This window comes from Sphingobacteriales bacterium, assembly GCA_016699615.1.
Taxonomy (GTDB): domain Bacteria; phylum Bacteroidota; class Bacteroidia; order Chitinophagales; family JADIYW01; genus JADJSS01.
In genome coordinates, this window is the sequence record CP064984.1 from 277,587 (window position 1) to 297,135 (window position 19,549).

A 19,549-nucleotide genomic window follows, 5' to 3' on the forward strand; every position below is an offset into this window, starting at 1 on the left:
CAAGAACTATTGCTACATATACAAAAATAGTTTTGGTATATGATAGAATCTTTAATTTGTATACTACTAACACTGCCAGATATGCTAAAATGCTTCTGTAATATATCTGAGCATTTGAAGTATATGAAAAAGTGCTTAATTCTGATGTAGCATGCTTTGCTACGTTTAAAAAATTGGATACCTCATATACAATATGGATTGCTATATATATATATATATATATGTAGCAAGGCATAAATGATAAGAAAAAATGTAACAATATTGGCTTATAGTGTGTTGGGTATGCGGTATGCGGTATGCGGTATGCGGTATGCGGTATGCGGTATGCGGTATGCGGTATGCGGTATGCGGTATGCGGTATGCGGTATGAATTTGATTTTTCATGGGAATTTTTATGGTACTACGAAGATATATATTAAAAATAAATCTACAAAATAAAATGTATCTTTTTTATAAAAAATTATTTTTAATAGTATGTTTTTTATTAATGCATTATATATATCAATGTATTAAGCTAAAATTATTCAATTTTGTATTTATTTATAATGGTTCTTATGCTGACTACAATACAAAGAGTTAGAATAATATTTATTTTTTGTATTTACTGGCAATAAAATATAGTTTAATTACATAAACATGCTTTGATAAAAAATAAAATATCGTTTTGTTCGGCATAGAAATTAGAGGAAAAGTATTCATTCTCACTTTTTGAGTTTGGCTTTTTTATTTATACACAAATATTTGTTATTTTGAGCAAAAAATAGAGATGAAAGTGGATATAGATTTTAATTTGAATGAAGATAAGATGCGTCTAAGTGTTGATGAGCTGAAAAATAAATTATCAAAAATTTATTTGGGTGGTGGGCAAAAGAAAATCGACAAGGAACACGAAAGAGGAAAACTTACTGCACGTGAGCGTATTCAATATCTAATAGATGATAATACTTCAACTATTGAAATTGGTGCTTTTGCTGGCGACGGAATGTATGCAGAACAAGGTGGATGCACAAGTGGTGGCGTAGTGGTAGAAATAGGCTACGTATCTGGCAGACAGTGCATGATAATAGCTAATGATGCAACTGTAAAAGCTGGTGCATGGTTTCCAATTACAGGAAAAAAGAACTTACGTGCACAAGAAATTGCCATGGAAAACAGATTGCCAGTTATTTATTTAGTAGATAGTGCTGGTGCATTTTTACCTATGCAAGATGAAATTTTTCCGGACAAAGAAAACTTTGGAAGAATTTTTAGAAACAATGCAAAAATGTCTGCCATGGGCATACCACAAATTGCAGCAATCATGGGTAGTTGTGTTGCTGGTGGTGCCTATCTACCAATCATGAGCGACGAAAGCTTAATAGTTGAAGGTTCTGGAAGTATATTTTTAGCAGGACCATATTTAGTAAAAGCAGCCATAGGCGAAAATGTAGACAAAGAAACACTAGGTGGCGCACACACACAGACAGCTATTTCTGGTGTATGTGATTATAAAATGAAAGATGACAAAGAATGCTTAGACACCATAAAAAAATTGATTGATAAATATGGAAAATTTGAAACAGCTAATTTTGATAGAATAAAAGCAAAAAAACCAAAACTAAACGAAAAAGAAATTTATGGTATTTATACATCAGCAACAGGAAAACCTTATGATGTAAGAGAAATCATTAAAAGAATTGTAGATAATTCTGAGTTCACAGAATATAAAGAAGAATATGGACAAACTATTGTTTGCGCTTATGCCAGAATTGATGGTTGGAGTGTTGGCATAGTTGCCAACCAACGAAATATTGTAAAAAGCGCCAAAGGCGAAGTACAAATCGGTGGTGTTATTTATTCAGATTCTGCTGACAAGGCTGCGCGTTTCATTATGCTTTGCAATCAAAAAAGAATTCCATTGGTTTTCTTGCAAGATGTAACAGGTTTTATGGTTGGCTCACGTAGCGAACATGGTGGCATTATTAAAGATGGTGCAAAATTAGTTAATGCTGTGTCAAACTCAGTAGTACCTAAGTTTACAATAGTTACAGGCAACAGTTATGGTGCTGGCAACTATGCCATGTGTGGAAAAGCATATGACCCAAGATTGATTGTAGCATGGCCATCAGCAAAAATTGCAGTGATGGGCGGCGACCAAGCATCTAAAGTGATTTTGCAAATACAAGAAGCAGCATTAGAAGCAAAAGGACAAACACATACTCAAGAAGAAAAAGAAAGCATACTTAAAGCAATAAAAGATAAATACGAACAAACAACTACTGCATATTATGCAGCATCACGTATTTGGGTAGATGCCGTTATTGATCCATTAGATACTAGAAAATGGATTTCTATGGGCATAGAAGCAGCAAACAATGCTCCACTTGAAAACTTTAGTGTAGGTGTATTACAAACTTAGAATTAATACAAAATAATTATATTTTAATTTATAATGAAAAATACACTTCAACGATTATACACAGGACATTTTCTATCTGAAGAAGAAGCATTTCAACTGATGCTTGATATTACAAATAGGAAATTCAATGATATACAAATTTCTGCTGTACTTTCTGCACTCAATATGCGTCTACCAAATTCATCAGAAATGCTTGGGTTTAAAAATGCTTTGTTAGAACAAGCTGTGCATATCAACTTAAATCAAAAAAATATACTGGATATTGTTGGCACTGGTGGCGATGGAAAAAACACTTTTAATATATCAACCTTAGCATGCTTGGTATGTGCTGGTGCTGGAGTAAAAGTTGCCAAGCACGGAAACTATGGTGTATCATCAGTATCTGGTTCTTCAAATATTCTAGAAGCTGTTGGTGTTGTTTTTAGTAATGATGAATCTGTTTTACAACAACAAATTAATGATGCTAATATTACTTTCTTGCATGCACCATTATTTCATCCAGCAATGAAGAATGTAGCAGAAGTAAGAAAAAATATGGGCGTAAAAACTATTTTTAATTTATTAGGTCCACTATCAAACCCATCAAAGCCAACTACACAGCTTATTGGTGTGCACAGCGAATGGATAGGAAAATTATACAAAGATGTATTAAGACAAACAAAAACAAATTTTGCCATTGTACATTCTATTGATGGGTATGATGAAATTTCATTAACCTCAGAAACAAAAATATTTACTAAAAAACAAGATATTTTCTACACGCCACATGCATTTGGAATGGACATCATTACACCTGAGTCTATTTTTGGTGGCGATACAATAGAAAGTAATCAAAATATATTTATGAATATTCTAAATGGCAAAGGAAGTACAGCACAGAATAATGTGGTCATTGCTAATGCTGCCTTGGCTATTTCATTATATTTTGAAAAAGAACTTGACGATAGTGTTGCCTTAGCAAAAGATAGCTTACTTGGCTTAAAAGCATTAAGTAGTTTGAGAAAATTGACAAAAAGTTAAAACCATTCACAAAATAAATTGTTATTTTTATAGTATGACAGCAAAAGTGGAAAAAGCAAAAATAGAAAAAGCCTTAAAAGCTGTATCAAAAACAGTCATTAGTCGAGCTAAAAAATTTAATCAACCAGTGGTGATTGTTGAAAATGGAGTGGTAAAAGAAGTTTATCCTTACAAAAAGGAAAATTAATGGCACAAAAATTCAGACTATTTGCTGGACCAAATGGCTCTGGAAAATCTACAATGTTTAATAGATTTAAGCATCAAAAAATTATACATACAGAAATATATGTGAGTGCTGATAGTATAGAAGTTACTTTAAAAGAAAAAAAACAATTTTATTTTCCAGCATATAGAATTCAAGCTACGCAAGAAGAATTTATCAATCATATAGAATCTTCATCTTTATTTAAAAGAATAAAAGATAAAGCTACTTTTTTAGCTAGTTGTAAAATAAAGTCTGGAATTTTAACCATAGAAAATACTGCAATCAATTCTTATCATGCATCATTTGTAGCAACATATCTTGTAGATAAAATTTTTGAAACAAAACAATCATTCTGTTTTGAAACGGTCATGTCGCATCCATCAAAAATTGAATTATTTAAGATTGCAAAAAAATACAATTACAAAACATATTTATATTATTTATATACAAATAATGTTGAAGCAAATATTGCAAGAGTAAAATTTAGAGCAGCACAAGGCGAACACGATGTGCCTGAAGCAAAAATTAGAGACAGATACAAAAAATCTTTACAACTATTGAAAGATGCGTTGGAAGCAACCGAAACAGCCTATATATTTGATACATCAACACTTGAAACAGTTAATGTATTGTACAAAAAAAATAACAACATAGAAAAATATCACGAATTACCTAAGATTACAAATTTATAACCATGAACATTCTTGATAAAATAGTAGCTCAAAAGAGAATAGAAATTGAAAATGCAAAACAAAGTTTTTCAATACAAGAACTAGAACGCACAAATTATTTTAATAGAAACACGATTTCTGTAACGCAAAACTTCTTAAAAGAAAATAATACTGGAATAATTGCTGAGTTTAAAAGACAATCACCATCAAAAGGCATTATCAATAATACAGCGAATGTGGTAGATGTTGTAAAAGGCTACGAGCAAGCTGGTGTTGTTGCAAGTTCAATATTAACAGACACAGATTTTTTTGGTGGAAGTAAAAATGATTTGATGCAAGCTCGTACACATGTAAATATTCCATTACTAAGAAAAGATTTTATGATTGATGAATACCAATTTGTAGAAGCAAAAAATTGGGGCGCAGATATTATATTATTAATTGCATCAATTCTAACACCACAACAAGTAAAAAACTTTACAAATATTGCACAAAATTTAGGTTTAGAAGTTTTGCTTGAGTTGCACAACGAACAAGAACTAGACCATGTGTATCATAAAGTAAATATGGTTGGCATCAACAACAGAAACCTAAAAACATTTGAAGTAGATATTGAACAAAGTATCAAAATGGCAAACTATCTTGGAAAAGATTTTATAAAAGTTGCAGAAAGTGGCATTGGAAATACTGAAACATTATTGCATTTTAAAAACAATGGATTTCAAGGATTTTTAATTGGCGAAAATTTCATGAAAAATGAGCACCCAGCACTTGCTTGTCAGTCATTTATTCAAAAAATTAGCAATACTTAAAATTAGGTAATCTTTGCTTATACTCAATATTTTATATCTATTTAATATATTATAGTGTATTTTCGCAATTCAGAATAATTCTAAATTGAGAACAATAAGCCAAATACCTATTAATAAAAAAGCAAAAATATGTGCTATTCACGACCAATCTATAGCACAAAAACTATATTCAATGGGAATTTTACCAAACTATATGATTGAAGTAAAGAGAAAAACATTAAATGGTAATACTTTTTTTCTAAACATCAACAACCATCATAATATTGCAATAAGGAAAGATGAGGCACAATACATTATTGTAGAAGAACAAGATTAAAACGTTGAAGCAAGATAACACTAAAAATATTGTTCTACTTGGAAATCCAAATGCAGGAAAATCATCTGTGTTTAATCAACTTACAGGCTTACAACAAAAGTTGGAAATTTTGCTGGTGTTACCATTGATAGAAAAATTGGACAATGCAACACTGAAGATTTTTCGCTAAAAATAATAGACTTACCAGGCACCTACAGCTTGTATCCAAGTTCTATTGACGAAAGTATTGTTTTAGATATACTACTTGAACCTAACAACAAAGATTACCCAGATTTAATTGTTTATGTTTTAGATATCAATCAAATTGAAAGACATACATTACTGCTTACACAATTAATAGATTTGCAATTCAACATTATTGTTGCTGTAAATATGTTGGACATTGCACAAGCAAATGGCATAAATATCAATTTAGAAACTTTAGAACATGAGTTTAAACTTAAGTTTGTTGCCATTAATGGAAGAACAGGTAAAAACATTCATTCATTAAAAGATATAATTAATGAACAATTAAAAACACAGCAACAACACAGCACATTCTATGCATTAAACAATACTGAAAAAAGCATAGTAGATGCATTTCAATACAATACATCGAATGATTACCAAAAATTACTATTATTACATCATTCAGAAAAGCTTAAATGTTTAACATCTGACGAAAAAACAATAATTTCTGAGTTAAAATCTAAGTTCAGTTTCAAAAGTATAGAATTACAATTAGATGAAATTATGGAACGATACGAAAAATTTGTTCCTAAAATTCAAAAATCAATAGCGTTTTCAAGCATCAAAAAAAATAACTTTCTTGACAAAATAGATCAAGTATTAGCACACAAAACATTAGGCATTATATTTTTTTTCATCTTAATGCTAATTGTATTTCAGGCAATATTCAGTTGGTCAGCTATTCCAATGGATTTTATTGATAATCAATTTGCAAACTTATCAAATTTTTTATCAGAGCAATTACCTAACAATATGTTTTCAAGATTATTGGTAGAAGGCATAATTCCAGGCATCAGCGGAATACTTATTTTTGTACCACAAATTTTAATACTATTTCTAATCATTACATTTTTAGAAGACATAGGATATATGTCACGTGTCATTTACCTATTCGACCATACGATGCAAAAATTTGGACTAAATGGAAGAAGTATCGTTGCACTTATTTCTGGTGGTGCGTGCGCAGTACCAGCTATTATGAGTACAAGAACAATTAGTAATTGGAAAGAAAGAATTATTACAATATTAGTCACACCATTTATTAGTTGTTCGGCAAGAATACCAGTTTTTGCTCTATTGATAGCAATTGTAATTCCACAAAAACAAATCTTTGGTTTTTTTAATCTACAAGGAATTGTATTTATGAGTTTGTACCTTCTTGGAATTATTGCAGCACTAGGCTCATCATTTATTCTAAGTAAAATTATTAAAACAAAAGAAATATCCTATTTAATATTAGAATTGCCAAGCTACAAAACACCACATTGGAAAAACATAGGCATGGAAGTATGGAACAAGGTAAAAGCATTTATTTTTGGCGCAGGAAAGATAATTCTATTCATTTCAATAATTCTATGGTTTTTAGCAAGCTATGGACCAAATTTAAAAGAAAAGGAAAGAGAAGCTATTCAATATACAAAAATGCATCAAATGAATAATGCTGATGCTGACTTATACATTTCTGCCAACAAGTTAGAAAATTCTTATGCAGGCATTATTGGAAAAGCTATAGAACCAATCATCAAACCATTAGGCTTCGACTGGAAAATTGGAATTGCACTCATCACATCATTTGCAGCACGAGAAGTATTTATTGGCACAATTTCCACATTATATAGTATTGGGAAAGACGCAGAAAGCACAACAATACAAGAAAAATTAAAAACTGAAAAGAATCAAAACACACAACAACCAGTGTTTAATTTGCCTGTTGCTTTCTCATTAATTATCTTTTACGTATTTGCCATGCAATGTATGAGTACTCTAGCAGTCGTTTACAAAGAAACAAAATCTTGGAAATATCCAATTTTACAATTTACATTTATGAGCATTTTAGCCTACGTATCTTCGTTTATTGTATATCAAATTTTTCAATAAAATAGAAAATCTTAACTAATGCTAAATTTCTGTTTCTACATCTAAATTTGTCTATATTTTATTACTTTTGCAAAAAAAATAATTATGAGCGATTTTTTGCAAAACCCAATGGTAAAACAAATAGCAAAGTCTTTAAATTTACCTTTGCCCATTCCAGCACTATTAAATAGAAATAATAATGCATATTCTAAAAACGAGTGGCAAACTAAAAAAACAGCAATCGTAACTACATCAGATGAAGATACTGAAGCACAAAAAATAATTCAAATATTAAAACCATACATTAACGAATCATCTTTATATCAAGAAAATATAGATGCTGTTGTTATCTCAGGTTTAGCTATTGATAACATAGAAATGAGTGTAGAGTTTTTTACAAAAGCACAACTTGCTGTTCAAAAATTAAATAAAAATGCAAGAGTTGTGGTGTTATCTAAAAAAGGAAATAATGCAGAAAGTATTACCATTCAAAAAAGTTTTGAAGGATTTTCTAGAGCATTATCAAAAGAATTAGGCAAAAATGGAACAACAGTAAACCATTTAGTAATTAAAGATACACCAGCTGAAGATGTAGCTCGTGCAATTTTATTCTTCATTTCAGACAAATCATCATTTATTACAGGACAAGTAATTGTGCTTAATAATAATTATGCAACTGCAATACAATCAACAAATCAATTACTAAGCGGAAAAACAGCAATTGTTACAGGCGCAGCTAGAGGAATTGGTGCAGCTACGGCAACTTTCTTAGCAAGAGAAGGAGCAAAAGTAATTATAGTTGATGTACCACAAGCTGAAGAAGATGCAAAAAAACTAGCAGAAGAAATCAATGGAGATGTTTTATTAATGGACATTACACAAGAGAATGCTGTTGCATCTATACAAAAACACGTTATTGACAATTATGGTCAATTAGATATACTTATCAATAATGCTGGAATAACAAGAGACAAAACGCTTGCAAAAATGAGTATTGCACAATGGAACTCAATAATGCAAGTAAATTTAAAAGCCGCAATGAATTTAACTGAAGCATTTATTGCAAAAGGGTTTTCTAAAAATCCAAAAATTGTAGGCTTAGCTTCAATTTCAGGAATTGCAGGAAATGTAGGACAAACAAACTACTCAGCTTCAAAAGCAGGTATGATAGCATTTATGAATACCTTATTTGTAGAAAAAGGACTAATGGCAAATGCTGTAGCACCAGGTTTTATAGAAACTAAAATGACAGAAAGTTTGCCACTTTTTGTAAAAGAAGGTGGTAGAAGATTATCTACACTTAAACAAGGCGGACAACCAGAAGATGTAGCAGAACTCATTACTTTCTTATCATCATCACTTTCTGATGGCGTGGCAGGACAAGTAATTAGAGTGTGTGGCGGAAGTATGATTGGTGCATAAAAGTAAATTATAAATATACATCATTAAGCCTATCAACATTTGATAGGCTTTTTTTATGAAAAAAGTTAAAAAATTATATACAAAATGTTTCTTTTTTATGTTATTTATGTTTACTTTTGGTCACTAATTAAAAATGTTAATATGAAATTTAAAATAATTTTTCTCTACTTTTCTTACTAGGAATAAGTAATTCTTTTGCTACTCAATTTTTGGCAGATGATGAAAATAAAGAAGTGCAAGATTTAAAAGCAGAAATTGAAAGCCTAAAAGCAGAAAATGAAAAGTTAAAAAAAGATGCTGGCTTAAAATTAAAAACAAACAAAGAAGATGTTGCTGATCAATCTTTAAAGTTAAGAATTAGAAATAAAGTAATTAGACCATTAGGTAAAGATTGGTATGTGACATTATCTGCAGGATATGGTATGCCATTCTTATCTGCCAATAAAAGGTCTCCACTAAAAGAGACAGGAGAGGGTATTTGGGATCAAACGCCTACAATGCTTTCACGAAAAGCTACTTTTGGTACTTCAGGAGGTGGTTTTGCATTTAACTTTGGTTGGGGGCACATGTTTAATAAACACATAGGTATAGACGTATTGCATACACTTGCTTGGCACCCAGAAACTTTAAATGGTAGAATAAATACAAAAGGGGAGCCATTGGTTTTAGGTTCATTAAATTTGGGAGCACCTTCATATTATGCAACACAGAAAACTAGCACATTTGCAATGTATATCTCTCCACATTTAGTAATGAAATGGGATAATGGAAAAAGATTTGGAATTACAGGTAAAGCAGGGTTGTTGTTGCCTATTTTTGGAAATGTAACATCAAGAGCTAGTATTGATGATAATTCTGGTAGGTTATTACAAACTTTAAACGGTATTCCGCCAATTCTTGGTATCCCATTAATTCACATGAAATTAGATGCAACAGCTAAAACAAAATTAAAACCAACTATTGGTATTAGTACTTCAATTGGTTTTGATGTTAAGCTTTCTAAAAGAGTTTGGATGTATGCTGAAGCTAGAGTTCAGGCATACACTATAAAATTAGTTCAAACTGTCATGAAAGAATTTAAAATGTCAACAGCACTTAAAATTGGAGATATCGAAATTCCAACATCAATAGCGGATGATTTAATTAAAGAAATTTCTGGTGGATTATTATCTTTAGCATCTCTTACAGGTGGACTTCCTTTGAATATTAATAGTGCAGCAGAAGCTCCTGTATTCTTAACTCATCACAATTATGTTGATGAAATTACAGCCGAATCAAATACAGCAAGATATGGTACAAAATCTTTAATAACTGGACCTTTAAATTTTACTGGAAAGCCAGGTGTTGATTTGGATAAACCAATGGACGAACCAGCACAAAGATTAAATGCTTCTACTTTGTATTTTAATTTGGGCTTAAGAGTTGATTTTGATCTTTGGGATAAAAAAAGAAAAGAAAAAGCAGCAAAAAAACAAGGTTTATAATTATAAATTAATTATATTTAAACACAAAAGACTGTCAAATTTTGACAGTCTTTTTTATTCAGCTATGTATCAAAAAACAATAGTAAAAACAATTGAAATTATAGGAAAAGGGTTGCATCTAGGCAAACAATGCAAGCTTACACTATATCCAGAACAAGCAAATGAAGGTTACACATTTAGACATAATAATCAAAAATATAAAATTAATGCATTTAGTGTTTTCGATACTACAAGATCTACAAACTTAAAATTTGGAGATAATGTGGTCTATACAATAGAACACTTATTATCAGCCTTGGCAGGTCTTCAAATAGATAATATTTGCATTGAAGTTGAAGGCGATGAAATACCAATATTAGATGGAAGTTCAAAAATTTTCATCGAAAAAATACTCAATGCAGGAATTAAACAAGAAAAAGAATTAAAGCATACATTTGTTGTACAGAACATTATTGAATGGCAAGACAATGAAACAAAAGCATTTTACACACTTATTCCAAACGAACATTTTGAAGCCACATGTTTAATTGATTATAATTCAAAAACATTAGGAAAACAATATGCCGTAATGAACTCGTGGCAAGATTATAGCACAGAAATAGCACCAGCTAAAACATTCTGCTTTCTACACGAAATTGAATATCTATATCAGAGTAATTTGATTAAAGGTGGAGATTTAACGAATGCACTTGTTTTTTCTGAAAATCCAATTGATAACCAAAAGGCGAAATGGCTTACAGAAACATTTAATCAACCAATATTTTCAATACCAGAACGCGGTTTGCTGAATCCATTGTACCAAACATTTGATAACGAAGCAGCAAGACACAAATTATTAGACATTATCGGAGATTTGAGTCTTTTAGGAAAAAACATACAAGGAAAATTAATTGTTTTAAAACCTGGACATACTTCAAATGTAAGGTTTGTAAAACATATATTAGACAACTACATATAAATAATATATTCACTTTTATTAAGTAAATTATTTACATTTCCCTTTTATTGCAATAATTGTATATTTGTTTATGAATTACATACACCCAAATGCAATTATTGGAAAAGATACCATTATAGAAAATTTCACAAGTATTCACGACAATGTAGTTATTGGTGATAATTGTTGGATTAGCTCTAATGTTACTATTTTGCCAAATACCAAGATTGGCAATAACTGTAAGATATTTCATGGTGCTGTAATTGGTGCTACTCCTCAAGATTTAAAATTTAATAATGAATACTCTACTGTAGAAATTGGCAATTATGTTACCATTCGCGAATGTGCTACAATTAATAGAGGAACAAGTGCATTAGGAACTACAAAAATTGATGACCATACTTTAATCATGGCATACGTTCATATAGCCCATGATTGTATAGTTGGCAAACACTGTATTTTGGCAAATTCTACCAACTTAGCTGGACATGTAAACATTGATGACTATGCATATTTTGGTGGAATGAGTGGTGCGCATCAATTTACAAGAATTGGCAAACATACATTTATTTCTGGTGGAAGTATGATAGGAAAAGATGTGCCGCCATATTGCTTAGTCATGCGGAATCCTGCTCAATACGCAGGCATTAATGCAGTTGGATTGAAAAGACACACATATTCTAAAGAAGATATACATCTAATACAAGATATATATAGAATAATTTTTGGTAATGGACTGAATACAACTCAAGCTTTAGAGAAAATAAAAATAGAAATTCAAGACAATCTCTTAAAAAACGAGATAGTAAATTTCATTACACAATCTGAAAGAGGAATAATCAAAGGTATAGATTAATTACTTTTCTGGGAATGATGCCAAATGCATTGTAAATCTACTGTTTTTCCGTTCTTCAAAAAATCTTTTTAATGCATAAGAAGATGAATAGAAAGCAATTTCATTCCAAGGAATTTCTTCTTCTGTCAATAATTTAGACTCAATACTCTCCTCTCCGTTTCGGACAATTCCATCTGTCAATTTTGCCAAAAAATGTATATATACTTGGTTGGCTTGTGGCAAATTATAAATTAAATAAGGTTGAATAATTTCAATGTTGGTGCCAGCTTCTTCCCAAACTTCTCTTATTGCACCATCTTCGGTTTTCTCATCATCTTCTAAAAAACCAGCAGGAATATTCCAAAATCCTTTTCGTGGCTCAATTGCTCTTCTACATAATAATACTTTATCTTCCCAATATGCCAAGGCACCTACAATTACTTTAGGATTTGTATAATGTATAATATTACATGATAAACACACACACCGTTCTCTACCTTCAGCTTGTTGGTAGACTACTTTTTCGCCACAATTTGAACAAAAATTCTGCTTTGGAAACATAAGTAAATATAGTTAAAAATTTGATTACTAATTATGTTGCTTACACATTTCAAATATTTTAAGCTATCATTATATCTTTCTTAAAAAAAATGATTAGGCATCTTTCTAATTCTGATGCATTATCTTTATAATCTTAACTTAAGATATGAAATTTTCTGCAAAAAATAGAGCGCAATACATCCAACAATTAAAAAATGACACTTTTGATTTAGTAGTAATTGGTGGTGGAATTACTGGCGCAGGCATTGCTTTAGATGCAATTACTCGTGGACTAAAAGTTGCTCTTATTGAAAAACAAGATTTTGCTTTTGGCACAAGCTCACGTTCTACAAAATTGATACATGGTGGACTACGTTATCTAAAACAATTAGAATTTGGTATTGTAATGGAAGTTGGTAGAGAACGCACCATCTTATACAACAATGCACCACATATTGTATTACCAGAAAAAATGCTTTTACCAATTATCAAAAAAGGTTCTTTAGGAAAAAGTAGTACATCACTTGGTTTGTTTGTATATGATACACTAGCTGGCGTAAAAAGAAAAGAAAGAAGGTACATGCTTAATGCCAAACAAACACTAACACAACAACCATTATTAAACAATGATATACTTTTAGGTGGCGGAATGTATGTAGAATATAGAAGTGATGATGCAAGATTGACTATTGAAGTATTGAAATCTGCAATAGAGAAAGGTGCACTGGCTGTAAACTATGTACAAAGTAATGGTTTTAAGCTCAACTCAAATAAACAAATTAGTGAAGTAATGGTATCTGATACTTTAACAGATGAGCTATTCAATATAAAAACTAAAAAAGTAATAAACGCAGCTGGACCTTGGGTAGATAATCTTAGAAAAGTTGACAAATCATTAAAAGGAAAAAGATTACATCTTACCAAAGGTGTGCATCTAGTTGTCCCAAAAGAAAGAATTCCTATACAACATTCTACCTATTTTGATGTGCAAGATGGTAGAATGATATTTGCGATTCCAAGAGGCGAAATTGTATATCTTGGTACTACAGACACAAATTATAATGCAGATACAAACTATCCATTTGCCGATAAAAAAGATGTGCAATATATTTTAGATGCTACAAACTATATGTTTCCATCTATCAACTTAACAACTGAAGATGTAATTTCTACTTGGGCTGGATTAAGACCATTAATTCATGAAGATGGAAAATCGCCATCTGACTTATCAAGAAAAGATGAAATTTTTATTTCTGATACAAATTTAATTTCAATTGCTGGTGGTAAACTAACAGGATTTAGAAAGATGGCACAACGCGCAGTTAATGTAGTTTGCAGACAATTGAAACAAGAAGAAAATAGAAAATTCAATGCATGTAGCACAGCAAAAATTCAACTTTCTGGTGGTAATTTAGAAAACAAATCACTAAAAGAATATGCCAGAAATCTTCAAACACAATACAAATCATTTGATGTAGATGACGTACTTGCATTGGTAGAAAAATATGGTAGCAATACAACAATTGTGCTTAATTATGCTAAGGAAAAATTTAATGGTGATACATTACTAGCTGAAGCTTATTATTGTATGCACCACGAGCTAACAAACTCTATTGGTGATTTCTTTATTAGAAGAACTGGAAGAGTATATTTTGATAGGAATTCATTGGCTGAAAATATTGACAAAATACATAGTTTTTTCATAGAAGAACTTGGACATGACAAAGCAACTGCAAACTTATTCTTAGATGAATTTAAAAAAGAATATGAAGGAGTAGTAAGTTTCAGAAATTAGTTTTTATATTTAACAAATAATCATTAATTTCTAAACTTCAATAAGCAAATAAATGAAAATTTCTGCAGCACAAAAACAATTAATTCAAAATGGCAAACCACTTCCATTTGGTGTTTATGATGGATTGATTGAAGATGTAAGTACAGCAGCAATTGATAAAAGTGATTTACTCTACTTTAAACGTAGAACTGAGCGTAAAACATGGATTTTCTTTGGGTATTATTCAAAAGAAATTATTTGTGGCATTGCCATTGCTGATGCTGGTGCTACATCATTAGCATTTTCATATATTTTTATTCCAGATGAAAATATTTTCATTGAAGATAAAATAACTATTCCATTTGGTTTTTCTAATGACTTTGATCCAAACCTAAACTCTACATGGAAACTTAAAAACTACAGTATTACTACCAATGGCGATACCATAGAGTACAAAACTGTAAATTCAAAATTTGAGCTGACTGCAACTTGCACCAACAATAACAAAAATGGTTTTAGTGTTGTAGCAACATCAGATGCAAAACGACCATTTAATTTTACTTATAAAAATTTATGCATACCAACATCGGTAACTATAAAATACAACAACAAAGTATACAAAGGCGAAGGAAATTTTGGTAGTATAGATTTTACAAAAGGATATCCACCACGCGAAACAACTTGGAATTGGCTTTCTTTTATTGGAACAACAGAAAGTGGCAAAGAAATAGCATCAAACATTGTAGACCAATTCAATGATAATTTAGAAAATGTTTTATTTATTAATGGAGAAAAACATTTATTATCTAATGCAAAATTTGATTACAAAAAACCATTAGATAAAAACAATTGGAATATAAAAACAGCAGACAATATTTTAGACTTAACATTATTTCCAAATGGAAAAAGAACTGAAAATCTAAATTTTGTTGTTATGAAAAGTTTGTTCACGCAAGTATTTGGAAAAATAGAAGGCACAGTACAAATCAATAATCAAACAGAAAAATTCACAGCTTACGGCGTTACAGAAGAACATTTCGCACTTTGGTAATATCATGCAAATAGAATCTAACAATTACTTACAACGACTAAAAAACATTAATACATTTATTTTTGATGTTGATGGTGTTTTGACAAATGGTGTTTTGATAGCAACAGACAATGGCGAATTGTGGCGTTTATTTAATGCAAAAGATGGTTATGCTCTAAAAGCTGCCTTGCAAAAAAAATACAACTTATGCATCATTACTGGTGGCACTTCTATTGGTGTGTATGAAAGATTTAGAAAACTTGGCTTCAAACATATCTATTATAAAATTGATGACAAGCTTCCAGTACTTGAGAAGTTTTTAGAAGAACAAGGTCTGAGTGCAGCAAACACATTATACATTGGTGATGATTTGCCAGACTACGAAGCGATGCAACATTGTGCTGTGAAATGCTGTCCGAAAGATGCTGCGACAGAAATAAAACAACTTGCAGACTACATTTGCAACAATAAAGGTGGCGAAGGTTGCGTTAGAGAAATTATAGAATTAGTATTAAAATCACAAGACAACTGGTTTAAAATAGCATAGCATGAAAGAATACATTAAAATCATAAGACCTATAAATTTATTATTTATTCTACTAATTTTAATTTTATTTAGATATGCATTTGTGGTGCCAAAATTTTATGAAGTTTATGATTTCATTCCTGCACTCAATACTTTTGAATATATACTTTTAATACTAATAACATTACTTACAGCTGCTAGTGGCTATGTCATCAATGATATTTATGACTCTGACATTGACACTATCAACAAGCCAAATAAAGTAATTATTGAAAAAACAATTAGTGTAGACAATGCATATAATTTTTATAAATTATTATGTCTTGTAGCAACAATACTTACAATAACATTAGCTGTACTTTCCAAAGATCTAAAACTTGCTACATTGCCAATTATCATTTTAGTTGCCTTAAATTTTTATGCACAATATTTCAAAAAGCAATTTTTTATTGGCAATTTTATCATTGCTATTTTTGCTGCGTTTGTACTATTATTGCCTGCGCTTTACGAAAGTAGTACATTCAACGATGACCAAATCATTACTCAAATACAGAGTGGTATTTTTGCGGCTGGATTATGCTATGCTATATTTGCTTTTCTAACTACGCTCCTACGAGAAATTGTAAAAGGCATGCAAGACATAGAAGGTGACTTGCAATATGGATGCAAATCTGTTCCAATTAAATTGGGCATTATAAAAACAAAAATCATCAATACATTTATCATTCTAATTACAATTATCTATTGCATTTCATTTGCATTGTATTTTCAAAACATAAAAATTAATTATGTTGTAAAATTCGTTTACATCTTATTAATTTCTCCATTAGTGATTTTACTTATCATAAATTGGTGGGCAAAATCAAAAAAGCAATATGCTATATATAGCAATGCTATAAAAATATATATGCTAATAGGAATCTGCACCATGTTTTATTTTATATACACATCAGGCACTGGTTCATATATATTTGTACAATATTTAAGTTTTTTAAATAATATATTAAATTGAAAACAAAGATTATACTTGGTTCACAATCTCCACGTAGATTAGAAATACTAGAAGACGCAGGATTTGAAGTAGAAATTATTAAACCAAAAGTTGCTGAATCATTTCCATCTTCATTAGAATTAAGAGAAATTCCAGTGTATTTATCAAAGCTTAAAATGTATGACATCAATAGCTTTTTAGGCAATGATGATGAGTTTATTATTACTGCAGATACCTTAATCATATTTAATAATAGATTGGTAGGAAAACCTAAGAACATAGACCATGCTATTAAATTACTTACACACCTAAACAACAATACACACGAAGTAATAACTGGCGTTACAATTAGAAAAAGCAATAAACAAGTATCTTTTTTAGAAACTACTAAAGTTTACTTTAAGAATTTAAAAGAATCTGAGATATTGCATTTTGTACAAAATAATGAAGTTTTGGATAAAGCAGGTGCTTACAATATTCAAGAATATATTGGTGTAGAAAAATTTGAAGGCGACTATACAAATGTAGTTGGGTTACCTATTAAGAAAGTTATTTCTACAATTGAAAATTGGTACAACTAACTAAACATTAGGTTGCAACCACGCACATCACTATTATCTAGTCTTCCTAAAATTTCAAAAGATTCATCACCATGCACAATACCTATATCTTGTGTTGATATAAATGAGCAACTGTATAAATTGCATAAATCTATCACGTTGATTACGCCACGTTTATTATTACTTATTATTTCCTTTGGATTATAAATATCTCTACAAAAACACGCATAGTATTGCTACAAGTATATTTTCCATCTTTTAATGAATATGCTTGAGACAATAATTCTGTCATACCATATTCTGCACCAACTGCATTTATTTTAAATGATTGATTTAAGGTTGCATGCACTTCTTCTCTTGTCAACTCCTTTCTTTTACCTTTCATGCCACCAGTTTCTATAATAATACAATCTGATAAATTTTGAGGAAAAGCAGCAGCAAAATCTAATAGAGCATATGTAACACCAAATAAAATTGTTTTTCTATTACTTTGTTTTGCATTTTGCAATAATTGATTTAATGCATCAAAATCATGAAGGAAAAAACCAGAAAACGCTGAATTGGATTGTTGCATTAAATACTCTACCATAAATACTAAAGAAGAATGCTGACGTTCTAAATAGTTTGGCAATAATGCAATAATGTTGTAATCTGAAGGTGCGCCAAAAAATTGAGTAAATCCATTTACAAAACTTTCGATGTACAAATCTATATCATAGATAAAATGTTTTGCTTGTATAGTTTGTGTTGTACCACTGCTTTCAAAAAATAGATTTGGTTCTGTTGGTGCAATATATATTTTATGTGATTTAAACAACTGAATTGGCAAAAATGGAATATCATGTACATGATTAATTTCATTAATGTTAATCTTGCTTAAATCAATAAATTGACGATAAATATAATTATATTTATATTGAAAATGAAATACAGAAAATGCCATTTCATCAAAAGAAAATGAATTAAATATAATTTTTTGTTTTAACTTTATAGCATCATCCAACATGAACACAAAAATAAACAATAAAAATATTCTATGTATTATGCTTGTTGTAACATTACTGTTTACATCATGCTTTAAAGAACCAAACTATTCAAATGTTCCAACCTTAAAATACCAAAAACACGATGTAACAAACAGTACTTTTGATGTAAATAATCCACAAGAAAGTTATATTTATGTAGAATACACAGATGGTGACGCTGATTTAGGATTATTACAAATAGATACTGTGATTGGTGGAAGAGATACTACAATTGCTAGAGCAGGAAAACTCTATTATAATTTTCCAAAATATGGAAATATTGCAATATATAACTCATTTACTTTCCCAGAAATTGCAGAAGTCAGCGGGCTATTACCAAAGACTGGAGTTCTTAGACTAAAAATGTCTGGTTTATTAGATGCATCATTCCCAGGATTTAGTCCAGTAAGTGAGAAAACAGTTGATACTTTAAGCTTAAAAATTTGGATAACAGATATAGCAGGAAATGTTAGCAATACGATAACTACGCCAGAATTTATTATTAAAATTAGATAATTTTATTTCATTGAGAATACTTGGGCAAATATACCATCCAATATTAAAGATTACTGTAATGGTAATGAATGATAAGTTGGTCTTAAAAGTAGAATTTGATTTACTAGAACAAGTTTATAAAATTAGGACTAGTGAGGAAATTTCTACACTTGAGCATATTGAAAAATTAGTTGACGAACAATTTTTACAACAATGTATAGAACGTTTTAAGCAAATGCATCAAGATCTATATTTGAGCTATGAGCGAAATATAAAACAAGACTAAACTTTTACCATTGTATTAGATATAATATCTTGAGTAGTTAGTTTAGGTAGATTGTCAATATATTTTTTTACGTTAGTAGCTGTTTCTCTACCACTTCTTAGTGCAGCTTCCATAGAACCTATAGATAATGCATCGCC

Annotated in this window: 18 protein-coding genes and 2 pseudogenes; 18 read left to right on the forward strand and 2 right to left on the reverse strand. The window is 30.2% G+C overall.

What is annotated here, in order from left to right:
- Positions 1–772: 772 nt before the first annotated feature.
- The 11 genes and pseudogenes from IPK18_01420 to lpxA all read left to right on the forward strand — a co-directional run bounded on the left by IPK18_01420 (position 773) and on the right by lpxA (position 12,206).
- A complete protein-coding gene (locus IPK18_01420) occupies positions 773–2,398 on the forward strand; it encodes an acyl-CoA carboxylase subunit beta (GenBank protein ID QQR99275.1) in 1,626 nt (541 codons plus the stop codon).
- 33 nt (positions 2,399–2,431) lie between these two features.
- A complete protein-coding gene (trpD, locus tag IPK18_01425) occupies positions 2,432–3,418 on the forward strand; it encodes an anthranilate phosphoribosyltransferase (protein ID QQR98227.1) in 987 nt (328 codons plus the stop codon).
- A gap of 34 nt (positions 3,419–3,452) precedes the next feature.
- A complete protein-coding gene (locus IPK18_01430; protein QQR98228.1) occupies positions 3,453–3,605 on the forward strand; it encodes a hypothetical protein in 153 nt (50 codons plus the stop codon).
- Positions 3,605–4,315: a zeta toxin family protein gene (locus IPK18_01435; protein ID QQR98229.1), complete on the forward strand. Its 711-nt coding sequence runs from the start codon at positions 3,605–3,607 to the stop codon at positions 4,313–4,315. Before IPK18_01430 ends, IPK18_01435 begins: the two co-directional genes overlap by 1 nt.
- A gap of 2 nt (positions 4,316–4,317) precedes the next feature.
- The gene (gene trpC, locus IPK18_01440; GenBank protein ID QQR98230.1) at positions 4,318–5,106 is read left to right on the forward strand and encodes an indole-3-glycerol phosphate synthase TrpC; all 789 of its coding nucleotides are present in this window, start codon (positions 4,318–4,320) and stop codon (positions 5,104–5,106) included.
- Positions 5,107–5,191: 85 nt separating this feature from the next.
- Positions 5,192–5,422 carry a ferrous iron transport protein A gene (locus IPK18_01445; protein ID QQR98231.1) on the forward strand — a complete coding sequence of 77 codons (231 nt, stop codon included), beginning with the start codon at positions 5,192–5,194 and terminating at the stop codon, positions 5,420–5,422.
- Positions 5,418–7,528: pseudogene (gene feoB, locus IPK18_01450) on the forward strand (ferrous iron transport protein B). Before IPK18_01445 ends, feoB begins: the two are co-directional and overlap by 5 nt.
- Before the next feature lie 84 nt (positions 7,529–7,612).
- Positions 7,613–8,929: a 3-oxoacyl-ACP reductase gene (locus IPK18_01455; GenBank protein QQR98232.1), complete on the forward strand. Its 1,317-nt coding sequence runs from the start codon at positions 7,613–7,615 to the stop codon at positions 8,927–8,929.
- A gap of 209 nt (positions 8,930–9,138) precedes the next feature.
- Positions 9,139–10,413: a hypothetical protein gene (locus tag IPK18_01460; protein QQR98233.1), complete on the forward strand. Its 1,275-nt coding sequence runs from the start codon at positions 9,139–9,141 to the stop codon at positions 10,411–10,413.
- A 64-nt stretch (positions 10,414–10,477) separates the two neighbouring features.
- Positions 10,478–11,371 carry a UDP-3-O-acyl-N-acetylglucosamine deacetylase gene (locus IPK18_01465; protein ID QQR98234.1) on the forward strand — a complete coding sequence of 298 codons (894 nt, stop codon included), beginning with the start codon at positions 10,478–10,480 and terminating at the stop codon, positions 11,369–11,371.
- Between the two features lie 70 nt (positions 11,372–11,441).
- A complete protein-coding gene (gene lpxA, locus IPK18_01470) occupies positions 11,442–12,206 on the forward strand; it encodes an acyl-ACP--UDP-N-acetylglucosamine O-acyltransferase (GenBank protein QQR98235.1) in 765 nt (254 codons plus the stop codon).
- On the opposite strand, the gene IPK18_01475 is transcribed toward lpxA, so the two are convergent.
- Positions 12,207–12,746 carry an NUDIX hydrolase gene (locus IPK18_01475; protein ID QQR98236.1) on the reverse strand — a complete coding sequence of 180 codons (540 nt, stop codon included), beginning with the start codon at positions 12,744–12,746 and terminating at the stop codon, positions 12,207–12,209. It lies immediately after the preceding gene.
- Between the two features lie 145 nt (positions 12,747–12,891).
- Between IPK18_01475 and IPK18_01480 the strand changes: the two genes are divergently transcribed.
- The 5 genes from IPK18_01480 to maf are packed head-to-tail and all read left to right on the forward strand — an operon-like array spanning position 12,892 to position 17,627.
- Complete coding sequence (locus IPK18_01480; GenBank protein QQR98237.1) at positions 12,892–14,520, forward strand: glycerol-3-phosphate dehydrogenase/oxidase; 1,629 nt, start codon at positions 12,892–12,894, stop codon at positions 14,518–14,520.
- Positions 14,521–14,572: 52 nt separating this feature from the next.
- The gene (locus tag IPK18_01485; GenBank protein ID QQR98238.1) at positions 14,573–15,550 is read left to right on the forward strand and encodes a DUF2804 family protein; all 978 of its coding nucleotides are present in this window, start codon (positions 14,573–14,575) and stop codon (positions 15,548–15,550) included.
- Positions 15,551–15,554: 4 nt separating this feature from the next.
- Entirely contained in the window at positions 15,555–16,076 is a 522-nt protein-coding gene (locus IPK18_01490; protein ID QQR98239.1) for an HAD hydrolase family protein, read from the forward strand.
- A 1-nt stretch (position 16,077) separates the two neighbouring features.
- Positions 16,078–17,067 (forward strand): UbiA family prenyltransferase, encoded by a 990-nt coding sequence (locus tag IPK18_01495; protein ID QQR98240.1) that lies wholly within the window; start codon positions 16,078–16,080, stop codon positions 17,065–17,067.
- Complete coding sequence (maf, locus tag IPK18_01500; GenBank protein ID QQR98241.1) at positions 17,064–17,627, forward strand: septum formation protein Maf; 564 nt, start codon at positions 17,064–17,066, stop codon at positions 17,625–17,627. The genes IPK18_01495 and maf overlap by 4 nt, the downstream gene beginning before the upstream one ends.
- Here the strand turns inward: maf and IPK18_01505 are convergent.
- Positions 17,624–18,549, reverse strand: a pseudogene (locus IPK18_01505) (acyl transferase). The gene maf and the pseudogene IPK18_01505 overlap by 4 nt on opposite strands.
- A 61-nt stretch (positions 18,550–18,610) precedes the next feature.
- Between IPK18_01505 and IPK18_01510 the strand changes: the two are divergent.
- Positions 18,611–19,147 (forward strand): hypothetical protein, encoded by a 537-nt coding sequence (locus IPK18_01510; protein ID QQR98242.1) that lies wholly within the window; start codon positions 18,611–18,613, stop codon positions 19,145–19,147.
- Between the two features lie 10 nt (positions 19,148–19,157).
- On the forward strand, positions 19,158–19,412 hold the full coding sequence (locus IPK18_01515) for a hypothetical protein (GenBank protein ID QQR98243.1): 255 nt from the start codon (positions 19,158–19,160) through the stop codon (positions 19,410–19,412).
- The last annotated feature ends 137 nt before the right edge of the window (positions 19,413–19,549 follow it).